A 24310-nucleotide genomic window follows, 5' to 3' on the forward strand; every position below is an offset into this window, starting at 1 on the left:
GCTCCTCGTTCAGTTCAGGGCGCCGCGGACGGCGTCCAGGTGACGGCGCCACTGGTCGACGCCGGCCCCGTCCAGCACCGGCGCGCGACCGGGCTGCCGCATGGGGAGCACCTTGGATCCGACGACGACCGTGTCCCACGGATCGATGTCGAGGCCGTGCTCCCAGGCGTGTTCCAGGAGTTGACGCGGGGTGGCGGCGGGGTCGAGGCCGGGTCGGCCGGAGAGCGCGGCGCGCAGGCGTTCGACGGCGGGCTCGAAGTCGAGGTCGCGCGGCTTGGTGTGCGCGTACAGTTCGTCGGCCAGGTCCAGCGCGTGGCCGGTTCGGTCCTTGTCCGCCAGCGCTGAGCGGAAGAGGCGGTCGCGCTCGGCGTGGTCGAAGTGCACGGCCAGCTCGCGCAGCACGTCGGCGGGTTCGTCGGGGGTGTGCACGAGGTTGAGCAGGTAGCTGTAGCGGCCCAGCAGGTGACGGAGCTGGCCGGGCACCCGGGCTTCGGGGTCGGTGGGCCCCTTCAGCAGGGTGAGGCGGACCGAGGCCGGGATGTCGCTGTCGCGCCCGGGGCGGACGAGCAGGACGAGGGCGTCCGCGTCCTCCAGGAACAGCGCGGCGAGCCGCCTGCGGTGGGGGGTGGCGAGGTTCCACTGGAAGTACCACAGGGAGCGGATCATGGTCCGGGTCAGCCGGGTGATCGCCGCGCCGACGATCCGGAAGTCCTGTTCGGCCAGCCACTCCACAGCCGCGTCCAGCCTCCGGGCCACCACGGCGTCGGGCTTCAGCAGCAGCGCGGCGTGGCGATGGGCGAAGCCGGTGGCGTCGTCGGTGAGGGCGGCGAGCTGTTCGTAGCTCTCCTGGTAGTAGGTGTCCGCGCCGTAGAGCCGCTGTTTCTCGGGGTGGCAGGTCAGCAGGGGCGAGACGCGGATGCCGTGCACCGGCTCGGGGTGGTCGGCGTGGGTCATCGTGCGGTGCTCCCGTCCGAAGGGGCGGCGGCCGCATCCCGGGGCGGGGGCGCACCGAGGTAGCCGACCTTCAGGCAGTGGTCGAGGAGGCGGCGCAGGTAGGGGCGTCCGCTCAGGGGCACCCGGCGGCCGCTGAAGGCGGCGGCCCGGCTGTCGTCGAAGCGGATGCGCCGCTGGAGGTAGGTGTCGTAGAGGGAGACGACGCGGTCGTAGTAGGGGCGTTCGCGGTCGGGCAGGGCCGACGCGGAGAACGTGGTCGGCGGGACGAACCGCGTCACCTGGAACGACGGGTACTCGGCGAGGACGTCGGAGAAGTCGCGCAGGGTCAGCAGGTGGCCGACCGCGTGCAGGGTGAGGCCCTCGGCGTCCTCGAAGCGGGTGGTGGCCTCCGTGACCAGGTCGGCGACGTGGTCGACCGGCACCAGGTCCAGCGCGGCGTCGTAGTGGCCGGGCATGGTGCGCACCAGCCCCCGGGTCATGATCTTGAGTATGGGGTAGACGGTCTTGAAGTCGCGGCAACGGCCCGTGCGGGAGGCGCCGGTGACGATGCTGGGACGGACCACGGCCACCGGCAGGCCGTCCGCGGCGGCCTTGCGGACCATGGTCTCCGCGGCCAGTTTGCTCTTCTCGTAGACGTTGCCGAAGCGCTGTCCGACGTCGAGTTCGTCCTCCAGGGCCACGCCGTCGCGCACCCCGCACACATAGGCCGTGCTGACCTGCACCAGCGGGGTGCGGTGTGCCAGGGCGAGGTCCAGGACGTGCCGTGTGCCGCCCACGTTGATGCTCTCGTACCGCTCGTCGGGCAGTCCGAAGTCGGTGACGGCGGCGCAGTGCACGATCCGGTCGGCGGTCGCGGCGAGCCTGCGGTCGTCCTCGTTCAGCCCGAGGCCGGGACGGGTGACGTCACCGGTGATGCGGGTGAGGGTGCCGGGCCCGGGGGCCAGTTTCCTGCCGTCGTTGCGGAGGATGTCGCCGTTGCGGTGCATCAGGGTGAGTACGGTGTGGCCCGCGCCGGTGAGCCGGGCGGCCACCTCCGCGCCCACGAAGCCGCTGGCGCCGGTGACCAGCACCGTCATCGTGTCAGCCATCGATCATTCCTCCGTCAGGGGGCGAGGCATCAGGCGGCCTGGTGGGGCTGGGCACCGTTGCTGGCGACGAGGTCGCGGGCTTCCTCCAGGGGGAGTTCCGCGTCGAGGTGGGCGCCGATGCGCACCCAGTCGTAGCTGAGCTCCAGCGTGGCCCGCCAGGTGTCCGCCGAGTCGAAGGAGAGGGGGAAGGCGTCGGCGCCCGCGGTGCCGCGCACCTGGGCGATGTAGTCGCGCAGATCGGCGAGGAGGTCGTCACCCTGATCCACCGAGACGACGGTGCGGCGCAGCAGTTCCTCGGCGCGCGTCCGGATCGCGAGGGTGGCGGGCGGCAGCAGGTCGATACGGCGGACCAGATCGGTGTCGGCGGGCAGCGGGTTGACGCCGTACGCGCTGAACAGGCCGCGCAGCGCGGCGTGCACGGCACGGCGGGAGGTGAGCTCGGCGACCCGCCACTGGCCTCGCTGGAGGGCGCCGGTCAGGTCCTCGACGGCGTTCTCGGTGACGATGTTGGCCCACACCAGGGCCATGGTGGCGGCGGCGAACCGTTCGGCGGGCAGCGGCACCAGGTCGACGGCCTCGGGGCCGCTGACGGCCGCGCCGCGCACCGACAGCAACGGCTGGGCGGTGGACGGCGGCGGGGTGACGGGTCCGGGCGGCGCGGCGAGCGGCAGCGCCGGGGTGACGGTGCCGCCGCCCTTCCAGGCCAGCCGGATCAGTCCGTAGCGCACGAACGTGGCCAGGAGCCTGCCCGGTTCGGCGACACCGGTGTCCGAGGCGGCGGCCAGCACCTGGGGCAGCGGCCGGCCCAGGACCAGGGAGCGCCAGACCGCTCCGGCGCGGTCGCCGAGGGCGAACACCTCACGCCGTCCGCGGACGACGTGCACGCGTGCGTCGGTCTGCCAGGTGGTCACTTTGGCCACGCGTTCCACGGTGAGCCGCTCGGGACGCGCGGAGACACCGGTGAGGCCGAGTTCGCCCGCGAAGGCGAGGCAGGCGGTCAGGTAGGCGCGGGCGGCGTCGGTGTCGCCGGGGGCGGGGGCGGTGGTCTCCAGCTCCCAGTACCCGTCGCGTACGGCGGGCTGGTCGGCCCGGTCGAGCTGCATGGACAGCCACTTGGGTTCGAGGTAGGTCTCGCCCTGTCCGGCCGCCCAGAACTTGATCGTCTGGACGAGTCCGGAGCGGGTCCAGTCGACCGCCTCGTCCGGCTCGCCGAGGCAGAGCAGCGCCGTCGCGTGCCGCAGGGACTGCCGGGCCCGGTGCGCCCACCAGTCGGCGGCGATCCGGGCGAACCGCTCCTTCGGCATGAGGGACTTGACCTGGTCGACGAGGGCGTGGCCGCGCAGCGGGTGGCTGTTCAGCAGCCGCTGGCAGCGGTTGAGCAGATCCTCGGAGAGCCGGCCGGGGCGGCCGGCGCCCTTCTCCAGGGCGCGGAACTGGTCGGCGAGCTGGCGCACCGACCGGGTGCGGATCTCCACCCTGCGGCCGTCGACGAAGAGCAGCGACGGCATGGTGGGCAGGTCGTCCTCGGAGCGGGCGACGAGCAGGAAGTCGATGTCGGAGGAGGGGTTGCCGAAGCCCTCCGCGATGGAGCCCTCCAGCACCACGGCCCAGTCGGCGCCCGGGGGGAGTTCGGCGAGCGACTTGTCGAGCAGGTCTTGCAGCTGGTCCTCGGTGAGGATCACGGATGTGTCTCCGTCCTGGGAGTGTCCGGGTTCTCGGCGGACGCGCCGCCGTCGGGCGGATCGGCGAGTACGGTGACCGTGCCGGCGGCGCCGTCGACGCGCAGCAGGGTGCCGGTGCGGATCTCGGTGGTGGCGTTCCTGACCTGGACCACCGTGGGGATGCCCAACTCCCGGGCGACGACGGCGACATGGGTCAGCGGGCTGCCGCGTTCGACGACCAGCGCGGCGGCCGAGGGCAGCGCGGCCACCCAGCCGGGGTCGGTGCGGTAGGCGAGCAGGATGCCGCCGCCGATGTCACGGGGGGTGTCGGTGACCACGGCGGGGCCTTCGACGACTCCGGGGCAGCAGGGGGTGCCGCGCAGTTCGCGGGCGCCGCTGCGGGCGGCGGGGCCGCTGCTCCAGCCGGCCCGTTCCAGGTTGCCCGACCAGTACGGGGCGCCTCGGGTGGTGAAGCGGGCCGGGGCGTGCAGCTCGGCGTCCGCCGCGAGCCGGGTGCGCCGCAGCGCGGCCAGGTCCTTCAGCTCGGTGTGGGCGATCATGCCCTCGTAGGCACCCCTGACCTCCTCCAGGCGCAGCATGAACACGTCGTCCCAGGAGGTGAGGGCGCCGGCGCGGGCGAGGTCGCGGCCCAGGGCGCGCAGCATCCGTTTGGCGGCGCCGAAGGCGCGGGTGCGGCAGAACCGGAGCCGTTCGCGGTCGGTGAGGGCGGCGCGGGCCTTGCGCCGTACCCGCTCGTACACCCAGCGGCGGGGACCGCGCAGATGCCGGTCGAGGTAGGCGTCGGCGTCGGCCTCGCCCCCGTGCTCGCCCGCGCCGCTCCCCCGGTTCTCCGGCAGGGCGTCGCGCAGCAGGCTGAACAACCCGGCCGGGTTCTCGTACAGGTCGGGGACCTCGAGCTTGAGTTCGTCGGGGCTGCGGTAGCCGTAGGCGGCGACGTAGGCGTCGACGGCCGCGACGATGCCGGTGTGTCCGGCCTCGGCCAGCGCCTGGTAGGCGTCCGTGTCGGCGGTGTGCTCCAGCAGCTGCCGCGCCTCGTCGTCGGCGCGCACCGCCGCGGCCAGCTCGGCGAGCGCCCAGGCCGGTTCGGCGGACTCGACGTCGCCGCCGGGAGCGGCCGCGGCCCAGGTGAACCACTCGGGGGCGTCGGGCAGCCAGCGGCGGGTGAGCAGGGCCAGCAGGCCGACGGAGAGCAGGATCGTGGCGTCCAGGGCCTGCATGGGGCCCCACTTCTCGATGAGTTCCTTCTGCAGCCGCCGGAAGCGGCGGTAGGTCTCGTCCCCGGGCAGCGCGTCGTAGTCGACGTTGTTGAAGACCTCGTACGCCCGGTAGAAGTCGCGGTGGAAGCTCTCCACCGACTTCCCGATGGTCAGGAAGCGCCGGGTGAAGACGGCCGTGCGGGCGAGTTGGGAGAGACGGCCGCGCAGTCCGGGCCGGGGGGTGAAGGGGTGCAGTGCGTCGGCGGTCTCGTCGGAGATGCTCTCCGCGACGCCCAGCGACTTCTCCAGCACCCGGCGGTTGAGCGGGTACAGCGGCGCCAGGCGCACCATGCGGTACCAGTGGTACAGGTTGTAGTAGACCCGTCCGTGGACGTAGCCGAGCAGGTGCGGGGTCCACTCCTGGACCTCACGGAGCCGGTCGCCCCGGACGCCCAGCGCGCGGGCGTAGCTCTCGTACACCTTGGCGTAGGTGTCGGCGGCGAAGCTGTAGGTGAGCGGGGAGACGACGCCGCTGAAGCTTTCGATGATGTTGGAGTTGTCCCAGATCCGCAGCTCCCCCTCGGCTTCCGGCGCGGTGCCCGGTGGTGGGCCGAGGGTGGTGACGGGGCGGCTCTGCAGGAGCCACAGGGTGCCGTCGGCGATGGCCCATTCGATGTCCTGGGGGGCGCCGTAGTGGGCGGTGGCGCGCACCCCGGCGGCGTGCAGCAGGGCCAGGTCGTCGGCGGTCAGGGCCGGCGCCTCGCGGTCCTCGTCGGTGACCGGCGTCACGGTGCAGCCCGGTCCGGTGCCGGCGTCGTAGCGTTCCTGCTTGTCACCGATGACGGTGCTGAGCGGTTCGCCGGTGGTGGCGTCGAGGACGACGGTGTCGGCGTCGACCGCGCCGGAGACCAGCCCCTCCCCCAGACCGTGGACGGCGCTGACCACATGGCGGTCGGTGCGGCCGGTCGTCGGGTCGGCGGTGAACAGCACGCCGCTGCGCTCCGCGGGCACCATGCGCTGGACGACGACGGCGACGCCCGCGGTGCCGGGGGGCAGCCCGCGCTGCGCCCGGTAGAGCAGGGAGCGTTCGGAGAATCCGGAGGCCCAGCACCGGCGGACGTGGGCGGTGACCTCGTCGAGGCCGCTGACGTTGAGGTAGCTGTCGAACTGGCCGGCGAAGGAGTGCTCGGTGCCGTCCTCCTCCTGGCCGGACGAGCGGACCGCCACCAGTTGGCCGCCGGCCTGCCGGTAGGCCAGGGCGATGGCCGAGGCGGTGCGCTCGTCGAGGGGGGTCGCCTCGACGAGGGCGGCGATCTCGGCCGCGACCCGCCCTGCCGTGGTGTCCCAGCCGTCGGCGAGCAGCCGGGCCAGACGCTCGTCGAGTCCGCTGGTGCGGGAGAAGTCGGCGAAGACGTCGAGGCCGATCACCGACCACTCCGGCACCTGGAAGCCCGCCGCGGTCAGGGCGTGCAGGTTTCTGCCCTTTCCGCCGGCGCACCGGGCGATCAGGGACTCGTCGCTGGAGGGCGACAGAACACCGAGGGACTGGTGTTCGGATTCCGTGGTGAGCGACAACGTGATTCCTCCGCATGGCTTGCGCTCGACCTCACCGGAAGTCTCACGGCGGGACCGGACGAAACCCTTCGAGTCGGGTGCCGTGGCAACTTCGCTGAAAATCGCCGGTCGTGGGGTTCAGGCCAGGACGACCGGCAGGCTCTGGTGGCCGCGCAGGACGAGCCGGTCACGGCGGGCCGGGCCGTCCCCGGGGGCCGGGCGCAGGGCGGGGAACCGCGCCAGCAGCCGGCTGAAGGCGGTGACCGCCTCCAGCCGGGCCAGCATGGCGCCGAGACAGTGGTGCGCTCCCCCGCCGAAGCTGAGCGGCTGGATGTCCTGACGGTGCGGGTCGAAGCGGTCCGGGTGCTCGTAGCGGGCGGGATCGCGGTTGGCGGCGCCCAGGAGGAGCACCACATGGCTGCCCGCCGGCACCGGCACGCCCCCGACGGAGACCCCGTCGGTCAGCACGGCCCGGTTGCTCACCTGCAACGGCGAGTCGTAGCGCAGCACCTCTTCGACGAAGCCCTGCACCGGAACGGTTCCCTCGCGCAGGCCGGCCATGATCTCGGGGTGCTCGAACAGCACCTGCAGGCCGTTGCCGAGGAGATAGGTGGTGGTCTCGAAACCGGCCAGCAGCAGACTGGCGAGGTTGGCGACGAGTTCCTCGTCGTCCCGCAGGGCTCCCTCGTCGCGCGCCCGGACCATGGTGGTCACCAGGTCGTCGCGCGGGTCGGCCCGTCGCCGGCCGGCCAGCTCGGTGAAGTACCGGTGGAGCTCCAGTGCCGCGCGGTCGGCGGCCTCCAGACCGGAGGGGTCGGCGAGCAGTTCCAGAGTGGCGCTCAGATCGGCGGCGTAGCCACGGAAGCGCTGCCGGTCCTCGACGGGGACTCCGAGCAGATCGCAGATGACATGGGCCGGCAGGGGGAAGGCGAAGGCGTCCATGAAGTCCACCGGTGTGGAGCCGGCCTCCGCGAGGGTGTCGAGCAGGGCGTCGGTGATGCCCGCGATCCCGGCCTCCATGGCCGCCACCCTCCGGGCGGTGAACACCTGGGACATCGCCGACCGCAGCCGCCCGTGGTCGGGCGGGTTGGCGACGAACAGGGTCCGGCTCAGCAGGGCCAGTGAGGGATGCGCGGCGAGGTCGGCGCCCCAGGTCACCAGGTTGATGTCGGCGCCCAGCGCCGGACTGCGCAGCGCCTGGCGGCAGGCCTCGTAACCGCTGACCAGCAGGAGACCGTCCCCGGCCGACGCCGCGGGCCCCAGTTCGAGGGCGTGCTCGTACAGCGGGTAGGGATCGGCGCGCCCCTCCGGCGTCAGCAACTGGGCGACGAGCGACTGGGCGTCCAACGTTCCTCCTGGTGACCTGGTTACGGGACTTCGGGGCGTCGCACGGCGGCGCCGCGGTCAGGGCGGGCCCGGGTCGGCCCCGGCGGAGGCGACCGCGGGTTCGGCCGACGCCGTCGCGGGCGGGGCCAGCCGGGGCCAGACCAGGGCCATCGACCCCCAGGTGAGGCCGCCGCCGAAGCCGGCCAGCACCACCTTGTGCCCGGGGCGCAGCTCACCGGAGGCGACCCCGTCGGCCAGGGCCAGGGGAATCGAGGCGGCGACCGTGTTGCCGCGCACCTCGATGTTGGACAGGAACCGCTCCGGCGGCAGGCCGAGCCGCCGGGCGACCGCTTCCAGGATCCGGGCGTTGGCCTGGTGCAGCACGAAACGGTCGATCTCGGCCGGGTCCCATCCGGTCCGCCGGGCGGTCTCCTTCACCGACTCCGCCATCCGCCGCACCGCCTGCGCGTAGACGGCCTGCCCCTGCATGGTGAAGTAGGTGTCCTCGGTCTTGGCCGGCAGCCCCGTCGAGCGCTGCCGGGATCCGCCGGCCGGCACCTCGATCAGATCGCTGAGGCTGCCGTCGCTGCCGAGGTTCAGCCCGGTCAGCGCACCGGGTTCGGTGGGCGATCCGGTGCGCAGCACCACGGCGCCACCGCCGTCGCCGAAGATCACCCGGGTCGAGCGGTCGTCCGGGGCGAGGAGCGTGGAGAACGCGTCCGCGCCGATGACCAGTACGCTGCGGGCGGCGCCCAGCGCGACCATCCCGGCGCCCGTCGCGAGGGCGTACACGAAACCGGTGCACACCGCCGCCACGTCGAACGCCGGGACGGGCCCCAGTCCCAGCCGGGTGGCCACCTCGGGCGCGGTCGCGGGACAGTGCCGGTCCGGGGAGCTGGTGGCGAGGACCACCGCGTCCACGTCCTCCAGCCCGGCGGACGACAGCGCCCGCCGCCCGGCCTCCACGGCCAGGTCGCCGGTGGACTGCCCCGGCGAGACCCAGCGGCGCTCCCGGATGCCGGTACGGCGGCGGATCCACTCGTCGCTGGTGTCGAGGACCCCCGCCAGTTGGTCGTTGGTGACGATGGTGGGGGGAACCCAGCCCCCGAGTCCGGCGACGACTGCCGCTCGTTCCATGGCCTCCAGCTCCTTTCACAGCCCGATGGCCGCAGCGGGACCGAGAAGCGGCCCCTGCCCAACCATTCACCGAACACCGGCTCACATCCGCCGATCCCCGCATCTATTAGGTGAAGCCCTACATCTCGGGCGGCGGCCCGCCCCGTCGGCGCCGGAAGGGGCCGACGGGGCGGGCCGCCGTCGGCCTCCCGTCAGGCGGATCCGAACTGCTGGTCGATGAAGTCGAAGAGGTCGTCGTCGCTGGCCGCGTCGAGGCGCTCCTCCACCGCCGTCTGCCGGGACCCGCCGGTGCCGTCCGCGGAGGACGTCGCGACGTCTCCGGCGGGTGCGGCCGTGTCCAGGGTGGACAGCAGCCCGCGCAGCCGGTCGGCCAGCGCGGTACGCACCTTCTCGTCACCGGCGATCTCCGCCAACGCGCCCTCCAGCCGGTCGAGTTCGGCCAGCATCGGCTGGACGGCCGCCGCGGCGCCCGGCGCGGTCTCGGCCCGGAGATGACGGGCCAGCCCAAGCGGCGTCGGGTAGTCGAACAGCAGGGTGGCCGGCAGCCTGAGCCCGGTGGCGGTGGAGAGCCGGTTGCGCAGCTCGACGGCGGTCAGCGAGTCGAAGCCCATCTCCAGGAAGCCGCGTTCGGGGTCCACCGCGTCGGAGTCGGCGTAGCCGAGGACGGCCGCCGCGTGGTCGCGGACGAGGTCCGCCAGCAGCGCGAGGCGCGCCTCGGCGTCCAGCTCCGCGAGCCTGCGCCGCAGCCGATCCGCGGGCGCGGCCCCGTCGGAGGCGGTGGCCGCGCGACGGCCGGGGGCGGGCTTGACGAGGGACCGCAGCAGGGCCGGGACCTCCCCGTCGGGCGTGCGCAGCCCGGCCGTGTCGAAGCGGGCCGGGACCAGGACGGCCCGGTCGGTGGCCACGGCGGCGTCGAAGAGGCCGAGGGCCTCCTCGGACGGCATCGGGACGACTCCGCCGCGCGCCATCCGCACCAGATCGGCCCGGTCCAGCTTGCCCGTCATGGCCGACCGCTCCTCCCACAGGCCCCACGCCAGGGACTGGGCGGGCAGGCCGTGGGCGCGCCGCAGCCGGGCGAACGCGTCGAGGAAGGCGTTGGCCGCCGCGTAGTTGCCCTGCCCCGAGCCGCCGAGGACACCGGCCAGGGAGGAGTAGAGCACGAAGGCGCGCAGCCCGCTGTCGCGGGTCAGCTCGTGCAGATGCAGCGCGGTGTCGACCTTGGCGGCGAGCACGGTGTCGAGCCGCTCCGGGGTGAGGGAGCCGATGACGCCGTCGTCGAGGACGCCCGCGGTGTGCACCACGGCGGTCAGCGGGTGCTCCTCGGGGATCGTGGCGAGCAGCGCGGCCAGCGCCTCCCGGTCGGAGGTGTCGCAGGCGACGAGTTCGGCCCGGGCACCGAGCGCGGTCAGGTCGTCGAGGAGTTCCGGGGCACCGGGTGCGGCGGGGCCGCGCCGGCCGACGAGCAGCAGGTGCCGGGCACCGTGCCGGTCGGCCAGGTGCCGGGCGACGAGCCCGCCGAGCGCGCCGGTGGCTCCGGTGACCAGGACCGTGCCGTCCGGGTCGAGCAGCGTAGCGGTGTCCCCTTCCGCCGTGGGCATCGGCCGGGCACGGACCAGCCTCGGCACCCGCGACTCGCCCTTGCGCAGGGTGATCTGCGGTTCCTCGTGGCGGGCCGCGGCGGGCAGCGCCCGGTACGACTCCTGGGCACCGTCCCAGTCCAGGAGCAGGAACCGTTCCGGGTTCTCGGTCTGCGCGGTGCGCACCAGACCCCATACGGCCGCCGCCACCGGGTCGGGTGCCCGGTCGCCGTCGTCCACGGTCACGGCGTGCCGGGTGACGAGCACCAGCCGGGTGGCGTTGAAGGTGTCGTCGGCGAGCCAGCCCTGCAGCAGCCGCAGCACCCGGCCGGTCGTCCGGCGCACCGCGACGGCCAGGTCGGTTCCGGCCGGCAGGCCCCCCTCGTCGTCACCGAGGCCGGGCACGGCGGCCAGCACCGTCCCGGGCACCGGGAGGTCGCCCGTGGCGACGGCGCGGGCGAGGTCGTCCAGGTCGGGGTGGGCCGCGGCGGTGAGCCCGGCGGCCGTCAGGGCCTCCCGGAGGGTGGGATCGCCGTCGCCGCCCAGGACGGCGAAGCCCGGGGAGGCGGCGACGCGGGCGGGGGCGGCGGACGGGGTCACCCACTCCAGCTCGTGGAGATGACGGGCGGCGGCACGGGCGTCCCCGGGCTGCCCGGCCGGCAGCGGACGCAGGGTCAGTCCGCTCACCGTGGCGACGGGGCCGCCGGCGGGATCCGTGACGGTGAGGGCGACCGTGTCGGGACCGGCCGGGACGAGACGCACCCGCAGCGCGCCCGCTCCCGGCGTGTGCAGCCGTACGCCGGTCCAGCTGAACGGCATGAGCGCGGTGCCGGAGGCGGCGCCGGGGGTCAGTCCGACGGTCTGCAGGGCGGCGTCCAGCAGGGCCGGGTGCAGCCCGTACCCACCGGCGTCGGCGGCGACCTCGGCCGACGGTTCGACCTCGGCGTACACCTCCTCGCCGAGCCTCCAGGCGGCGGTCAGCCCCTGGAACGCGGGTCCGTAGCCGAAGCCGGCCGCGGCGAAGCGGTCGTAGATCCCCTCCACCGGGATCTCCTCGGCGCCCTGCGGCGGCCACGGCCCGGGCGGGACGCCGTCCACCGGGTCCGCCGTGGCGCCGAGCTGTCCGAGCGCGTGACGGGTCCAGGGCTCGTCGTCCGCCGCGTCGTCCGGCCGGGAGTGCACGGTCACCCCGCGCACTCCCTGCTCGCCGGGTTCGCCGACGGTGACCTGGAGGTGGACGGCTCCCTGGTCGGGCAGCACGAGCGGCGCCTCCAGGGTGAGTTCGTCGACGACGGCACAGCCGACCCGGTCCGCCGCCAGCAGCGCCAGTTCCAGGAAGGCGGTGCCGGGCAGGATCGCGGTGCCGGAGACCGCGTGGTCGGCGAGCCAGGGGTGACTGCTGAGCGACAGCCGTCCGGTGAGCAGATAGCCGTCGCCGCCTGCCAGGGCCGTGCCGGCCATGAGCAGCGGGTGCTCGCCCGCGGAGAGTCCCGCGGCGGCGAGGTCCGGCACGCCGGGATCGGCGTCGAGCCAGTACCGGGCCCGCTGGAAGGCGTACGTCGGCAGATCGGCCCGGCGCACCGGCCGGCCGGCGAAGAACGCGGCCCAGTCGGGGCCCGCGCCGTGCACATGGAGGGTGGCCAGGGCGGTCGTGACCGCGGTCTCCTCGGGCCGGTCGCGGCGCAGCAGCGGGGTGACGACGGCGGCCTGCGGGTCGGCGAGACAGTCCCGGGTCATGGCGGTGAGCACCGCGTCGGGGCCCAGTTCGAGGTAGGCGGTCACGCCCTGCCGCTCCAGGGTCGCGACGGCGTCGGCCCAGCGGACCGTGCCGCGCACATGGCGGACCCAGTAGTCGACGTCCTCCAGCTGTCCGGAGTCGGCGAGTTCGCCGGTGAGGTCGCAGACGACGGGAACGCTCGGGGGCGCGTACGTCGTCTCGCGGGCGACGGCCGCGAAGGGGGCCTGCATCGGTTCCATCCGCGGCGAGTGGAAGGCGTGCGACACCGTCAGCCGCTTGGTGCGCAGGCCGGCCTCGCGCCAGGCCCCGGCGAGTTCCTCCACGGCCTCCTCGTCGCCGGAGACGACCACGGAGGCCGGCCCGTTCACGGCGGCGAGGGACACCCGGTCCTCGTAGGTCCGCAGTGCCTGCGCGACTTCCGCCTCGCCCGCCTGTACGGCCAGCATGGCGCCGCCGTCGGGCAGTCGCTGCATCAGCCGGCCGCGGGCGGCGACCAGACGGCAGGCGTCGGCGAGGTCGAACACACCGGCGACATGGGCGGCGGCCAGCTCTCCGATGGAGTGGCCGACGACGAGGTCCGGTCGCAGCCCCCAGTGCTCCAGCAGCCGGAACTGGGCCACTTCCAGGGCGAACAGGCCGGCCTGGGTGTAGGCGGTGCGGTCCAGCAGCTCGGCGTCGGGCGTACCGGCCGGGGCGAACAGCACCTCCTTCAGGGGCCGTTCGAGTTCGCGGTCGAGTTCGGCGCAGACGGCGTCGAGGGCGTCGGCGAACACGGGGTGGGCTGCGTACAGATCACGGCCCATGCCCGGGCGCTGGCTGCCCTGCCCGCTGAAGAGGAACGCGGTGCGCCCAGCACGGCGCCGCACTCCGCGCACCAGCCCCGGAGCCTCCCGGTCCTCCGCCAACGCCCTTACCGCGGAGAGGAGTTCATCCCGATCGCGGCCGATGGCGGCTGCCCGGTGGTCGAATCCGGCCCGGCCGAGGGCGAGCGAGTGCGCGATGTCGACGGGCGCGGCGGCGTCCGGGCGCTGCGGGTCCTCCAGATGGGCGAGCAGACGGACGGCCTGGGCGCGCAGGGCGTCGGCGCCACGGCCGGAGAGCACCCAGGGGACGACGACACCGCCGGAGCCCGCGGGGACGGGCGTCCCCTGCGGCGACGGGCCGTCCTCGGCGGCCGAGGTGCGCGGCGTCACGCTCCCCGACGGCTGCGAGACCTCGACGGAGGGTCGCGGGGACTCGGCGGACTGCCGAAGGGGTTCGGCGGGCGCCTGCTCCAGGATCACGTGGGCGTTGGTGCCGCTGATGCCGAACGCCGACACACCGGCCCGGCGCGGACGTCCCTCGGCCTCCGGCCACTCGACGGCCTCCGTCAGCAGTGACACCGCCCCCTCGGTCCAGTCGATCCGGGTCGACGGACGCTCGGCGTGCAGGGTGCGCGGCAGCATCCCGTGCCGCATCGCCAGCACCATCTTGATCACACCGCCGACACCGGCGGCGGCCTGCGTGTGCCCGATGTTCGACTTCAGGGCGCCCAGCAGCAGCGGCCGGTCCTGCGGCCGGTCCTGGCCGTACGTCGCCATCAGGGCCTGCGCCTCGATCGGGTCACCGAGCAGGGTGCCGGTGCCGTGCGACTCGACGGCGTCCACATCGGCCGGGGCGAGCCCGGCGGCGGCCAGGGCCTGCCGGATCACGCGCTGCTGCGCGGGGCCGCTCGGCGCGGTGAGGCCATTGCTGGCGCCGTCCTGGTTGACCGCCGAACCGGCGAGCACCGCGAGGACGGGGTGACCGTTGCGGCGGGCGTCGGAGAGCCGTTCCAGCAGCACGACGCCCACGCCCTCGGCCCAGCCCGCGCCGTCGGCGTCGTCGGAGAACGCCTTGCAGCGGCCGTCCGCCGACAGCGCGCGCTGGCGGCTGAACTCGATGAAGGTGTCCAGCGAGGAGATCACCGTGACCCCGCCGGCCAGCGCCATGGTGCACTCACCGGCGCGCAGCGCCTGGGCGGCCATGTGCAGGGCCACCAGGGACGAGGAGCACGCGGTGTCGACGGTGACGGCCGGACCCTCCAGACCGAAGGTGTACGAGATCCGTCCCGAGGCCACACTGCCGGCGCTGCCGGTGGCCAGATAGCCCTCGAAGTCCTTCGGGGCGCGCTGCACCCGGGAGCCGTAGTCGTGGTAGTTGGAGCCGACGAACACCCCCGTGCTGCTGCCGCGCACGGTCCTGGGGTCGATGCCGGCCCGCTCGAACACCTCCCACGACGTCTCCAGCAGCAGCCGCTGCTGCGGGTCCACCGCCAGCGCCTCACGCGGGCTCATCCCGAAGAACTCCGGGTCGAAGTGGTGCGCGTCGTACAGGAATCCGCCACCGCGGGCGTAGAAGGTGCCCGGACGGTCCGGGTCGGGGTCGAAGGCGCCCTTGAGGTCCCAGCCACGGTCCTCCGGGAAGGCGGACACGGCGTCGCCGCCCCGCGCGAGCAGCCTCCACAGCTCCTCCGGGCCGTCCACCCCGCCGGGGTAGCGGCAGCCCATCGACACGATCACCACCGGGTCGTCGTCCGTCGCGGCCGGCCGGGGCGCGACGGCCGCCGTCGCGCCGGTCGCGCCGGGCGGGACGACGGCGCCGAACAGGTCGGCGTGCAGTTTCGCGGCGAGGGCGACGGCGGTCGGGTGGTCGAAGACCAGGGTGACCGGCAGCCGCAGGCCGGTGCTCTCGGCGATGGTGTTGCGCAGGGCCACCGCGGTGAGCGAGTCGAAGCCGAGGTCGCGGAAGGCCCGCTCCTCGTCGACCTGGTCGGCGCCGGAGTAGCCCAGCGCCGCGGCGGCCAGGGTCCGCACCAATCCGAGGAGTTCGCGCCGCTGCTCGTCGTACGGAAGGCCCGCGAGACGCGCCGTGAGCGCGTTGCCGTCACCACCGTCCGCCGCGGGTACGGTCCGCGCCGCGAGGGCGTCCCGTACCTCGGGGAGGTCGGCGAGGACCCGCGGGGCACGGTCGGAGTGGGCGAACGCGTACGTCTCCCACCGTACGTCGGCCAGGGCCAGCACGGGTTCCCCTGCCGACACGGCCTGCTGGAGCCCGGTCAGGGCCTGCTCGGGGTCCATGGCGGGCATGCCGGAGCGGGCCAGCCGCTCACCGGTCTCACCGGATGCCAGACCGCCGCCGCCCCAGGCACCCCACGCGACCGACGTGGCGGGCAGCCCGTCGGCGTGCCGCTGCCGGGCGAGCGCGTCGAGGAAGGCGTTGGCCGCGGCGTAACTGCCCTGCCCGGGGCCGCCGAGGGTGCCGGCGAGCGAGGAGAACAGCACGAACGCGTTCAGTTCCAGGTCCCGGGTCAGCTCGTGCAGATGCAGTGCGGCCGCCACCTTGGGCCGCAGCACGGTCTCCGCGCGCTCGGGGGTGAGGCCGTCGAGCACTCCGTCGTCGAGCACCCCGGCCGCGTGCACGACCGCGGTGAGCGGCTGGTCCTCGGGTACGGCGGCCAGCAGCGCGGCCAGTTGGTCCCGGTCGGCCGCGTCGCACGCGGCGAGCGTGACGCGGGCGCCGAGTGCGGTCAGCTCGGCCTCCAGCTCGGCCGCGCCGGGCGTGTCCGGGCCCCGGCGTCCGGCCAGCAGCAGATGACCGGCGCCGTTACGGGCCAGCCAGCGGGCGACGTGGGCCCCGACGCCTCCAGTGCCCCCGGTCACCAGCACGGTGCCGTTCGGCTCCCAGCCGGTGGACGCGGCGTCGGGTGGCGTGGCCGCCCGCTCCAGCCTCCGTGTGAACAGCCCGGAACCCCGAACGGCCACCTGGTCCTCCTCGGCGGCGCCGGACAGGGCGGCGACCAACCGGCCAAGGGCCCGGTCGTCCAGCTCCGGCGGCAGGTCCACCAGCCCGCCGAAGCGCTGCGGATACTCCAGAGCGGCGATCCGGCCGAGCCCCCACGCCTGCGCCTGGACGGGCGAGGCGAGCCGGTCGGCACGGCCCGTGGACACCGCGCCCCGGGTGGCGATCCACAGCGGCGCGGCCACACCCGCGTCGCCGAGCGCCTGCACCAGGGCGGTGGTCAGGGCGAGCCCGTTGTCGAGGGCACTGCCCGGCGCGTACGTCGACTCGTCCAGCGCCAGCAGCGACAGCACCCCGGCCGGACGGGCAGCGTCGTCGTCGCTCACGACGGTACCGAGCAGTGCGGTGAGCTGCTCCCGGCCGACACCGGCGGCCACCTCCAGGGTGGTCACCTCGGCGCCGTGGGCGGCCAGCCCGTCGGAGAGGGCGGTGACCAGTGCGGTGTCCTGGTGTCCCCGTGGGACGACGAGCAGCCAGACGCCGGTCAGGGCCGCGTCCCGGACGTCCCGGCCGACCGGCTTCCAGACCACCTTGTACCGCCAGCCGTCCACCACCGACCGCGCCGCCTGCTCCCGACGCCACCCCGACAACGCGGGAAGGACACCGGCCAGCGCCTCACTGTCGGACACGCGCAACGTCTCCGCCAGCGCTTCCAGGTCCTCCCGCTCGACGGCCTCCCAGAAACGGGCGTCCACCGCGTCCTGCCCCGAGACCGAAACCGCCACGGGAGCCGTCTTCTCCAGCCAGTAGCGCCGGCGTTGGAAGGCGTAGGTGGGCAGCGGGACCTTCCCGGCGTCCTGTCCGGCAAGTACGGCCGTCCAGTCGACAGGGACACCACGTACCCAAGCCTCGGCCAGGGAGGTCAGCAGCCGGTGGGCGTCGCCCTTGTCCCGGCGCAGAGTGCCCACCACGACCGCGTCCGGCGCGGCCTCCTGGACCGCCATGCCCAGCACCGGATGCGAACTGACCTCGACGAACGCCCCGTACCCCTGCTCCACCAGAGCATCGACGGCGTCCGCGAAACGCACCCGCTGACGCAGGTTCCGGTACCAGTAACCACCATCCAGCAGAGCCGTGTCGACCACCTCCGCCTCGGTCGTGGAGAAGAACGGCACCTCACCGGAACGCGGCTCCACGGCCGCCAGCACCCGGGCCAACTCGTCCTCGATGGCCTCGACGTGCCAGGTGTGGGAGGCGTAGTCCACGGGGACGCGACGAGCCCGTACGTCACTGCTCTCGCAGTGCGCCATCAGCTCGTCCAACGCGTCCGCGTCACCGGCCACGACCACCGAAGCCGGGCCGTTCACCGCGGCCACGTCGATCCGCCCCGACCAACCGGCCAGCAGCTCCTCGACGTCCGACAGGGGAAGGGGGACGGAGACCATGCCGCCGCGTCCGGCGATCGCCCGGATCGCCCGCGAACGCAGCGCCACCACCCGCGCCCCGTCCTCCAGCGACAGACCACCCGCCACCACCGCGGCAGCGATCTCCCCCTGCGAGTGCCCCGTCACCACGGACGGCTGAACACCACAGGCACGCCAGACCGCCGCCAACGACACCATCACCGCCCACGACACCGGCTGCACCACATCCACCTCAGCCAGCTCAGCCCCGCCCCGCACCACCTCACTCAGCGACCACTCCACATGCGGGGCAAGCGCACGCTCACACGCCTCCATCGACGCCGCGAACACCGGCGAGGCATCCCACAACTCCCGCCCCATACCGACCCACTGCGCCCCCTGACCCGGGAACACGAACACCACCCGGTCGGCAGCACCCGTCACCGCACCCCGCACCACACCGGAGCCCACGACGCCGCCGGCAGCCACCACGTCCAGCCCGGACACGAGGTCGGCGGACTCACAGCCCAGGACCACGGCCCGGTTCTCGAACGCCGTACGCGTCGCCGCCAACGACCACGCCACATCCACCGGCCGCGATTCACCGACGACCGACGCCAGGCGCCCGGCCTGACCCGCCAGCCCCTCGCCACCGCGACCCGACACCACCCATGGCACCACAGCACCAGCCACCAACACCGGTGACGTGTCCGCACCCGCACGGCCCGACTCGGCCTCCGGCAGAACCGGAGCCTCCTCCAACACCACATGCGCGTTGGTGCCGCTCACTCCGAAGGACGACACGCCGGCGCGGCGCGGACGGCCTTCGGCCTGCGGCCACTCCACGGCCTCCGTGAGCAGCGACACCGCTCCCGCCGACCAGTCGACGTGCGGAGTCGGCTCGTCGACGTGCAGCGTCGGCGGAAGGAGCCCGTGCTGCAGCGCCAGCACCATCTTCATCACACCGCCGACACCGGAGGCGGCCTGGGTGTGGCCGATGTTGGACTTCAACGAGCCCAGCCACAACGGCCGTTCCGGGTCCCGGCCCTGTCCGTACGTGGCGAGAAGCGCCTGCGCCTCGATCGGGTCGCCCAGCGTGGTGCCCGTGCCGTGCGCCTCCACCGCGTCCACGTCGGCGGCCGACAGCCCGGCCTTGGCGAGCGCCGCCCGGATCACCTGCTGCTGGGCGGGGCCGCTGGGGGCGCTGAGGCCGTTGCTCGCGCCATCCTGGTTGAGGGCGGTGGAGCGGACCACGGCCAGCACGGGATGCCCGTTGCGGCGGGCGTCCGAGAGGCGCTCCAGGAGCACCATGCCCGCGCCCTCGGCGAGGCCCATGCCGTCGGCGGCCTTGGCGAACGCCTTCGAGCGGCCGTCCTTGGCGACACCACGGGTGCGGGCGAAGCCGATGAAGCCGATGGGCTCGACCATCACGGCGACGCCGCCCGCGAGGGCCATGGAGCACTCGCCGGAGCGCAGCGCCTGCACGGCCATGTGCAGGGCCACCAGCGACGAGGAGCATGCGGTGTCGATGGTCACCGCGCTGCCTTCGAGGCCGAGGGTGTAGGCGACGCGGCCGGACAGCACACTGGTGGCGCTGCCGGTGACGATGTGCCCTTCGACGCCCTCGGGCAGGTTGTCCAGGCCGCCGAAGCCCTGGTTGGCGGCACCCACGAACACACCGACCGGGGTGCCGCGCAGTTCCTCGGGGACGAGCCCGGCCCGTTCCAGCACCTCCCAGGAGGTCTCCAGCAGCAGGCGCTGCTGCGGGTCCATTGCGATGGCCTCGCGCGGCGAGATGCCGAAGAAGCCGGGGTCGAAGTCGGCCGCGTCGTAGACGAAGCCGCCCTCGCGTGTGTAGCAGGTGCCCTCGACGTCCGGGTCCGGGTCGTAGAGGGCCTCCAGGTCCCAGGCGCGGTCGTCGGGGAAGGCGTCGATGACGTCGCGGCCCTCGGCGAGGATCTGCCACAGCTCCTCGGGGCTGTCGGCGCCGCCGGGGTAGCGGCAGCTCATCGAGACGATGACGATCGGGTCGTCGTCCGCGGCCGGCCCGCGGCCGGGGGTCGCGGAGAGGGCGGGCACGGGAAGTGCCGCGGAGTCTCCGAGCAGTTCCTCGCGGACGTGGCGGGCCAGCGCGGTGACCGTGGGCCGGTCGAAGATCACGGTGACCGGCAGACGCAGACCCGTGGCGGCGTTCAGGCGGTTGCGCAGCTCGACGGAGGTCAGCGAGTCGAAGCCCAACTCCCGGAACGCTCGGCCCACTTCGACGCTGTTCGGGCTGCCGTGCCCGAGCACTCCGGCGACCTGGGCGCGCACCAGGTCCAGTACGGCCTGCTGCTGTTCGTCGGGGGCCAGGCCCCGTAGCCGCTCGACGAGACCGGAACTCGCCGGAGCCGACGCGTCCGCCCCGTGGCGGTCCTCCTCGGCGCGCAGGATCTCGGCGACCTCGGGCACCTCGGTGAGCAGGGGCCGGGGGCGGGCGGCGGTGAAGACGGGGACGAAGCGCTCCCAGTCGATGTCGGCGACGGCGACGAAGCACTCGTCACGGTCCAGCACCTGCTGCATGCCCCTGACCGCGAGGGCCGGATCCATGAAGGGGATGCCGCGCCAGCGCAGTTGCTCCTGCACGATCTCGAGGGCCATGCCGCCGCCCTCGTCGCTCCAGATGCCCCAGGCGATCGAGGTACCGGCCAGACCGCGGGCCCGCCTGTGCTCGGCGACCGCGTCGGCGTAGGCGTTGGCCGCCGCGTACGCGCCGTGGTCGCCGCTGCCCCAGACACCGGCGACGGAGGAGAAGACGACGAACGCGTCGAGCCGGTCGTCGGAGAAGATGTCGTCCAGATGCGCGACACCCGACAGCTTGGCCTCGGCGCCGTCCGCGAATTCCTGGAGCGTGGTGGTGGCCAGCGGGATGAGGATGCCGACGCCGGCGGTGTGCACGACGGTGCGGATGGGCGGCCCGTCGGCCTCGACCCGCTCGACGAGCGCGGCCAGGGCGCCCCGGTCTGCGATGTCGCAGGCGGCGATGGTGACGCGGGCGCCCAGCGCGCGCAGCTCGGCCTCCAGTTCGGTGGCGCCCGGTGCGTCCGCGCCGCGCCGGCTGACCAGGACGAGGTGCTCGGTGCCGTTGCGGGCGAGCCAGCGGGCCGTGTGCCCGCCGAGGCCGCCGGTGCCGCCGGTGATCAGCGCGGTGTCGCGCGAGGTCCAGCCGCGATGGCCGTCACCCGTGGCGCCTGCGGGGACACGGGCCAGTCGGCGGATCAGGATGCCGGTCCGGCGGATGGCCACCTGGTCCTCGGCGCCGGAGTCGGCGAGGACTCCGCACAGCCGGGCGGCGGTCCGCTCGTCGGGCTTCTCGGGAAGGTCGACGAGGCCACCCCAGAACTCGGGATGTTCCAGGGCCGCGACCCGGCCCATGCCCCAGGTGCCGTTCTGCACAGGGTTGCGCATCGGGTCGCTGTCGCCCGTGGTGACGGCTCCGCTGGTGGCCAGCCACAGCGGGGCGCGTACGCCGGTGTCGCCGCACGCCTGGATCAGGGCCAGCCCGGCGACCAGACCGGCCGCGAGTCCGGGCTGTGCGGGGTACGGGTGCTCATCGAGCCCGAGGAACGAGAGCACCCCGCCGAACTGGGTCGAGTGCACACCGCTGTGCTGGGCCGTCTCGGTCAGCAGGGCGGCCAGCCGCTCACGGTCGGTGTCGGAGGAGTCGACGAACAGGGGAACGGTCTGGGCCCCGTGCGCGGCGAGCCCCTCCAGACAGACCTGCACGAGTTCGGTGCCCGCGTGGCTGGCGGGGATGACGACCAGCCAGGTCCCGTCCAGGGTCGTGGAGGCGGGCTCGGCCGTCGGCCGCCAGGCGACACGGTAGCGCCAGGAGTCGAGGGTGGACGCGGCACGGCGGCCCCGTCGCCAGGCCGACAGCACCGGCAGCGCCTGGGCCAGTGCCTCCTGCCCCGTGTCCTCGGCGACATCCAGCACGCCGGTCAGCGCTTCGACGTCCTGCTCCTCGACAGCCGCCCAGAACTCGGCGTCCGCCGGGTCCTGGACACCACCGGCCGCGGCGACGAGCTGCGGAGTATCGGGTTCGAACCAGAAGGGGCGGTGCTGGAAGGCGTAGGTCGGCAGCGGGACCGTGCGGGCGTCGTGGCCGGCCAGGACCGCCGTCCAGTCCACCGGGACACCGCGCACCCACGCCTCCGCGAGTGAGGTCAGGAAACGGTGAGCGTCGCCCTTGTCCCGGCGCAGAGTCCCGACAACGACCGCCTCGGGTGCGGCCTCCTGGACCGCCATACCCAGCACCGGGTGGGAGCTGACCTCGACGAACGCGCCGTAGCCCTGCTCCACCAGAGCATCGACGGCGTCCGCGAAACGCACCCGCTGCCGCAGGTTCCGGTACCAGTAACCCCCGTCCAGGCGTGCCGTGTCGACGACCTCGGCCTCGGTCGTGGAGAAGAACGGCACCTCACCGGTACGAGGGGCGACCGGTGCGAGTACTTCCGCCAGTTCGGCCTCGATGGCCTCGACGTGCCAGGTGTGCGAGGCGTAGTCCACCGGCACACGACGAGCCCGGATCTCCCGCGCCTCGCAGTGCGCCACCAGCTCATCCAGCGCGTCCGCGTCACCGGCGACCACCACCGAGCCAGGACCATTCACCGCGGCGACATCGATACGGCCTTCCCAGCCGGCCAGCAGCTCCTCCACCCCGGTGAGCGGCAGCGGAACCGAGACCATGCCACCACGCCCGGCGATCGCCCGGATCGCCCGCGACCGCAACGCCACCACCCGCGCCCCGTCCTCCAGCGACAGACCACCCGCCACCACCGCAGCAGCGATCTCCCCCTGCGAGTGCCCCATCACCACGGACGGCTGAACACCACAGGCACGCCACACCGCCGCCAACGACACCATCACCGCCCACGACACCGGCTGCACCACATCCACCTCAGCCAGCTCAGCCCCGCCCCGCACCACCTCGCTCAGTGACCACTCCACGTGCGGGGCAAGCGCACGCTCACACGCCTCCATCGACGCCGCGAACACCGGCGAGGCATCCCACAACTCCCGCCCCATACCGACCCACTGCGCCCCCTGACCCGGGAACACGAACACCGTGCCGTCGGGTACCACGTCGAAGTGTCCGGTCACCGCTCCTGGGACCGGGCGGTCGGCCGCCAAGTCCCCCAGGCCGGTGAGGAGTTCGTTTCGGTCCGCGCCCAGGACGACGGCCCGGTTCTCGAAGGCGGCACGTGTGGCGGCCAGCGACCACGCCACGTCCACCGGCCGGACGTCCTCGTCCGCCGACTCGACGTACGACGCCAGACGCCCCGCCTGACCGGCGAGGCCCTCTCCACCTCGACCCGACACCACCCACGGAACCGCGCCGTCCACCACGAACACCGGCGCTGCCACGGTGTCGTCGGTGCTCTCCGCTTCCGGTGTCTCGGGGTCGGGTTCCGGCGCCTGCTCCAGGATCACATGGGCGTTGGTGCCACTGCCGCCGAAGGAGGACACGCCCGCGCGGCGGGGGCGGCCGGTCTCGGGCCACTCCTCGTTCTCCGTGAGGAGTCCGACCGCTCCGGACGACCAGTCGACGTGCGGTGTCGGCTCGTCCAGGTGCAGCAGCTTCGGCAGGACGCCGTGCTGCATGGCGAGGACCATCTTGATGACGCCGGCGACGCCCGAACTCGCCTGGAGATGACCGATGTTGGCCTTCAGAGAGCCCATCCGCAGTGGGTCGTCGCGGTCCTGGCCGTAGGTCGCCAGCAGCGCCTGCGCCTCGATCGGGTCACCCAGCGTCGTCCCCGTACCGTGCGCCTCCACCGCGTCCACCAGGTCCGCGCTCAGACGCGCGTTCGCCAGCGCCGCACGGATCACCCGCTCCTGCGAAGGACCGTTGGGCGCGGTCAGACCATTGCTGGCCCCGTCCTGGTTGACCGCCGAACCCCGCACCACCGCCAGCACCGGATGACCATGGCGACGGGCGTCCGACAGCCGCTCCAGCAGCAGCACCCCCACACCCTCACCCCAGCCCGTACCGTCCGCACCCGCCGCGAACGGCTTGCAACGACCATCCGGCGCCAGCCCACGCTGCCTGCTGAACTCCACGAAGTTCCGGGGGCCGGCCATCACGGTGGCGCCGGCCGCGAGGGCGAGGCGGCACTCGTCCTGGCGCAGGGCCTGGACGGCGAGGTGCAGTGCGACCAGCGACGAGGAGCACATGGTGTCGACGGTGACGGCGGGGCCCTCGAACCCGAGGGTGTAGGCGATACGGCCGGACAGCACCGCGCCGGAGCCGCCCGTCAGCATGTGTCCCTCGACGCGGTCCCGGGCCCGGGCGGCCGCCGCCCCGTAGCCCTGGTCGCTGCTGCCGACGAACACGCCCGCCTTCTCGCCGCGCAGGGTGCCGGGGTCGATCCCCGCCCGTTCCAGTGCCTCCCAGGAGGTCTCCAGGAGCAGCCGCTGCTGCGGGTCCATCATGGTGGCCTCGCGCGGCGAGATGCCGAAGAAGCCGGGGTCGAAGTCGGCCGCGTCGTACAGGAACGAACCGGAGCGGGTGTAGCTCGTGCCCTGGTGCTCCGGGTCGGGGTGGTACAGGTTCTCCAGGTCCCAGCCTCGGTCGGCGGGCAGCTCGGAGACGGTGTCGACGCCCGCCACCAGCATGTTCCAGAAGTCCTCCGGCGTGTGCGCGTTGCCGGGGAATCGGCAGCTCATCGAGACGATGGCGATGGGCTCCTGCTGCCGTGCCTCGACCTCCTGGAGGCGTCGGCGGGTCTGCCGAAGGTCGGTAGTGACCAGCTTGAGGTAGTCGCGGAGCTTGTCCTCGTTAGCCATGAACGTCATCAGTCCCTAGAGCAGGCCCGAAGGCTTGAAGTCACCCATGCGGCGTTGGCAACCGGGCG

Annotated in this window: 7 protein-coding genes; all 7 read right to left on the bottom strand. The window is 73.8% G+C overall.

What is annotated here, in order from left to right; genetic code table 11:
- Positions 1 to 9: 9 nt before the first annotated feature.
- On the bottom strand, positions 10 to 954 hold the full coding sequence (locus OG852_RS03450; protein ID WP_133916057.1) for a nucleoside-diphosphate kinase: 945 nt from the start codon (positions 952 to 954) through the stop codon (positions 10 to 12).
- Positions 951 to 2042 carry an SDR family oxidoreductase gene (locus OG852_RS03455; protein ID WP_133916058.1) on the bottom strand — a complete coding sequence of 364 codons (1092 nt, stop codon included), beginning with the start codon at positions 2040 to 2042 and terminating at the stop codon, positions 951 to 953. Before OG852_RS03455 ends, OG852_RS03450 begins: the two co-directional genes overlap by 4 nt.
- A 29-nt stretch (positions 2043 to 2071) precedes the next feature.
- Positions 2072 to 3724 carry a nucleotidyltransferase domain-containing protein gene (locus tag OG852_RS03460; RefSeq protein ID WP_133916059.1) on the bottom strand — a complete coding sequence of 551 codons (1653 nt, stop codon included), beginning with the start codon at positions 3722 to 3724 and terminating at the stop codon, positions 2072 to 2074.
- Positions 3721 to 6495 carry a phosphoenolpyruvate synthase gene (locus OG852_RS03465; protein ID WP_330347016.1) on the bottom strand — a complete coding sequence of 925 codons (2775 nt, stop codon included), beginning with the start codon at positions 6493 to 6495 and terminating at the stop codon, positions 3721 to 3723. Before OG852_RS03465 ends, OG852_RS03460 begins: the two co-directional genes overlap by 4 nt.
- 117 nt (positions 6496 to 6612) lie before the next feature.
- Positions 6613 to 7821 carry a cytochrome P450 gene (locus tag OG852_RS03470; protein WP_330347017.1) on the bottom strand — a complete coding sequence of 403 codons (1209 nt, stop codon included), beginning with the start codon at positions 7819 to 7821 and terminating at the stop codon, positions 6613 to 6615.
- A gap of 57 nt (positions 7822 to 7878) precedes the next feature.
- The gene (locus OG852_RS03475) at positions 7879 to 8937 is read right to left on the bottom strand and encodes a beta-ketoacyl-ACP synthase III (protein WP_330347018.1); all 1059 of its coding nucleotides are present in this window, start codon (positions 8935 to 8937) and stop codon (positions 7879 to 7881) included.
- 191 nt (positions 8938 to 9128) lie between these two features.
- Positions 9129 to 24242: a type I polyketide synthase gene (locus OG852_RS03480; RefSeq protein ID WP_330347019.1), complete on the bottom strand. Its 15114-nt coding sequence runs from the start codon at positions 24240 to 24242 to the stop codon at positions 9129 to 9131.
- Positions 24243 to 24310 lie beyond the last annotated feature (68 nt).

Source organism: Streptomyces sp. NBC_00582, from assembly GCF_036345155.1.
Lineage (GTDB): Bacteria > Actinomycetota > Actinomycetes > Streptomycetales > Streptomycetaceae > Streptomyces.

Excerpts from the sequence above, each read along its gene's own strand:
- OG852_RS03450 (WP_133916057.1), bottom strand. The coding sequence starts at position 954 with ATGACCCACGCCGACCACCCCGAGCCGGTGCACGGCATCCGCGTCTCG.
- OG852_RS03455 (WP_133916058.1), bottom strand. The coding sequence starts at position 2,042 with ATGGCTGACACGATGACGGTGCTGGTCACCGGCGCCAGCGGCTTCGTG.
- OG852_RS03475 (WP_330347018.1), bottom strand. The coding sequence starts at position 8,937 with ATGGAACGAGCGGCAGTCGTCGCCGGACTCGGGGGCTGGGTTCCCCCC.
- OG852_RS03480 (WP_330347019.1), bottom strand. The coding sequence starts at position 24,242 with ATGGCTAACGAGGACAAGCTCCGCGACTACCTCAAGCTGGTCACTACC.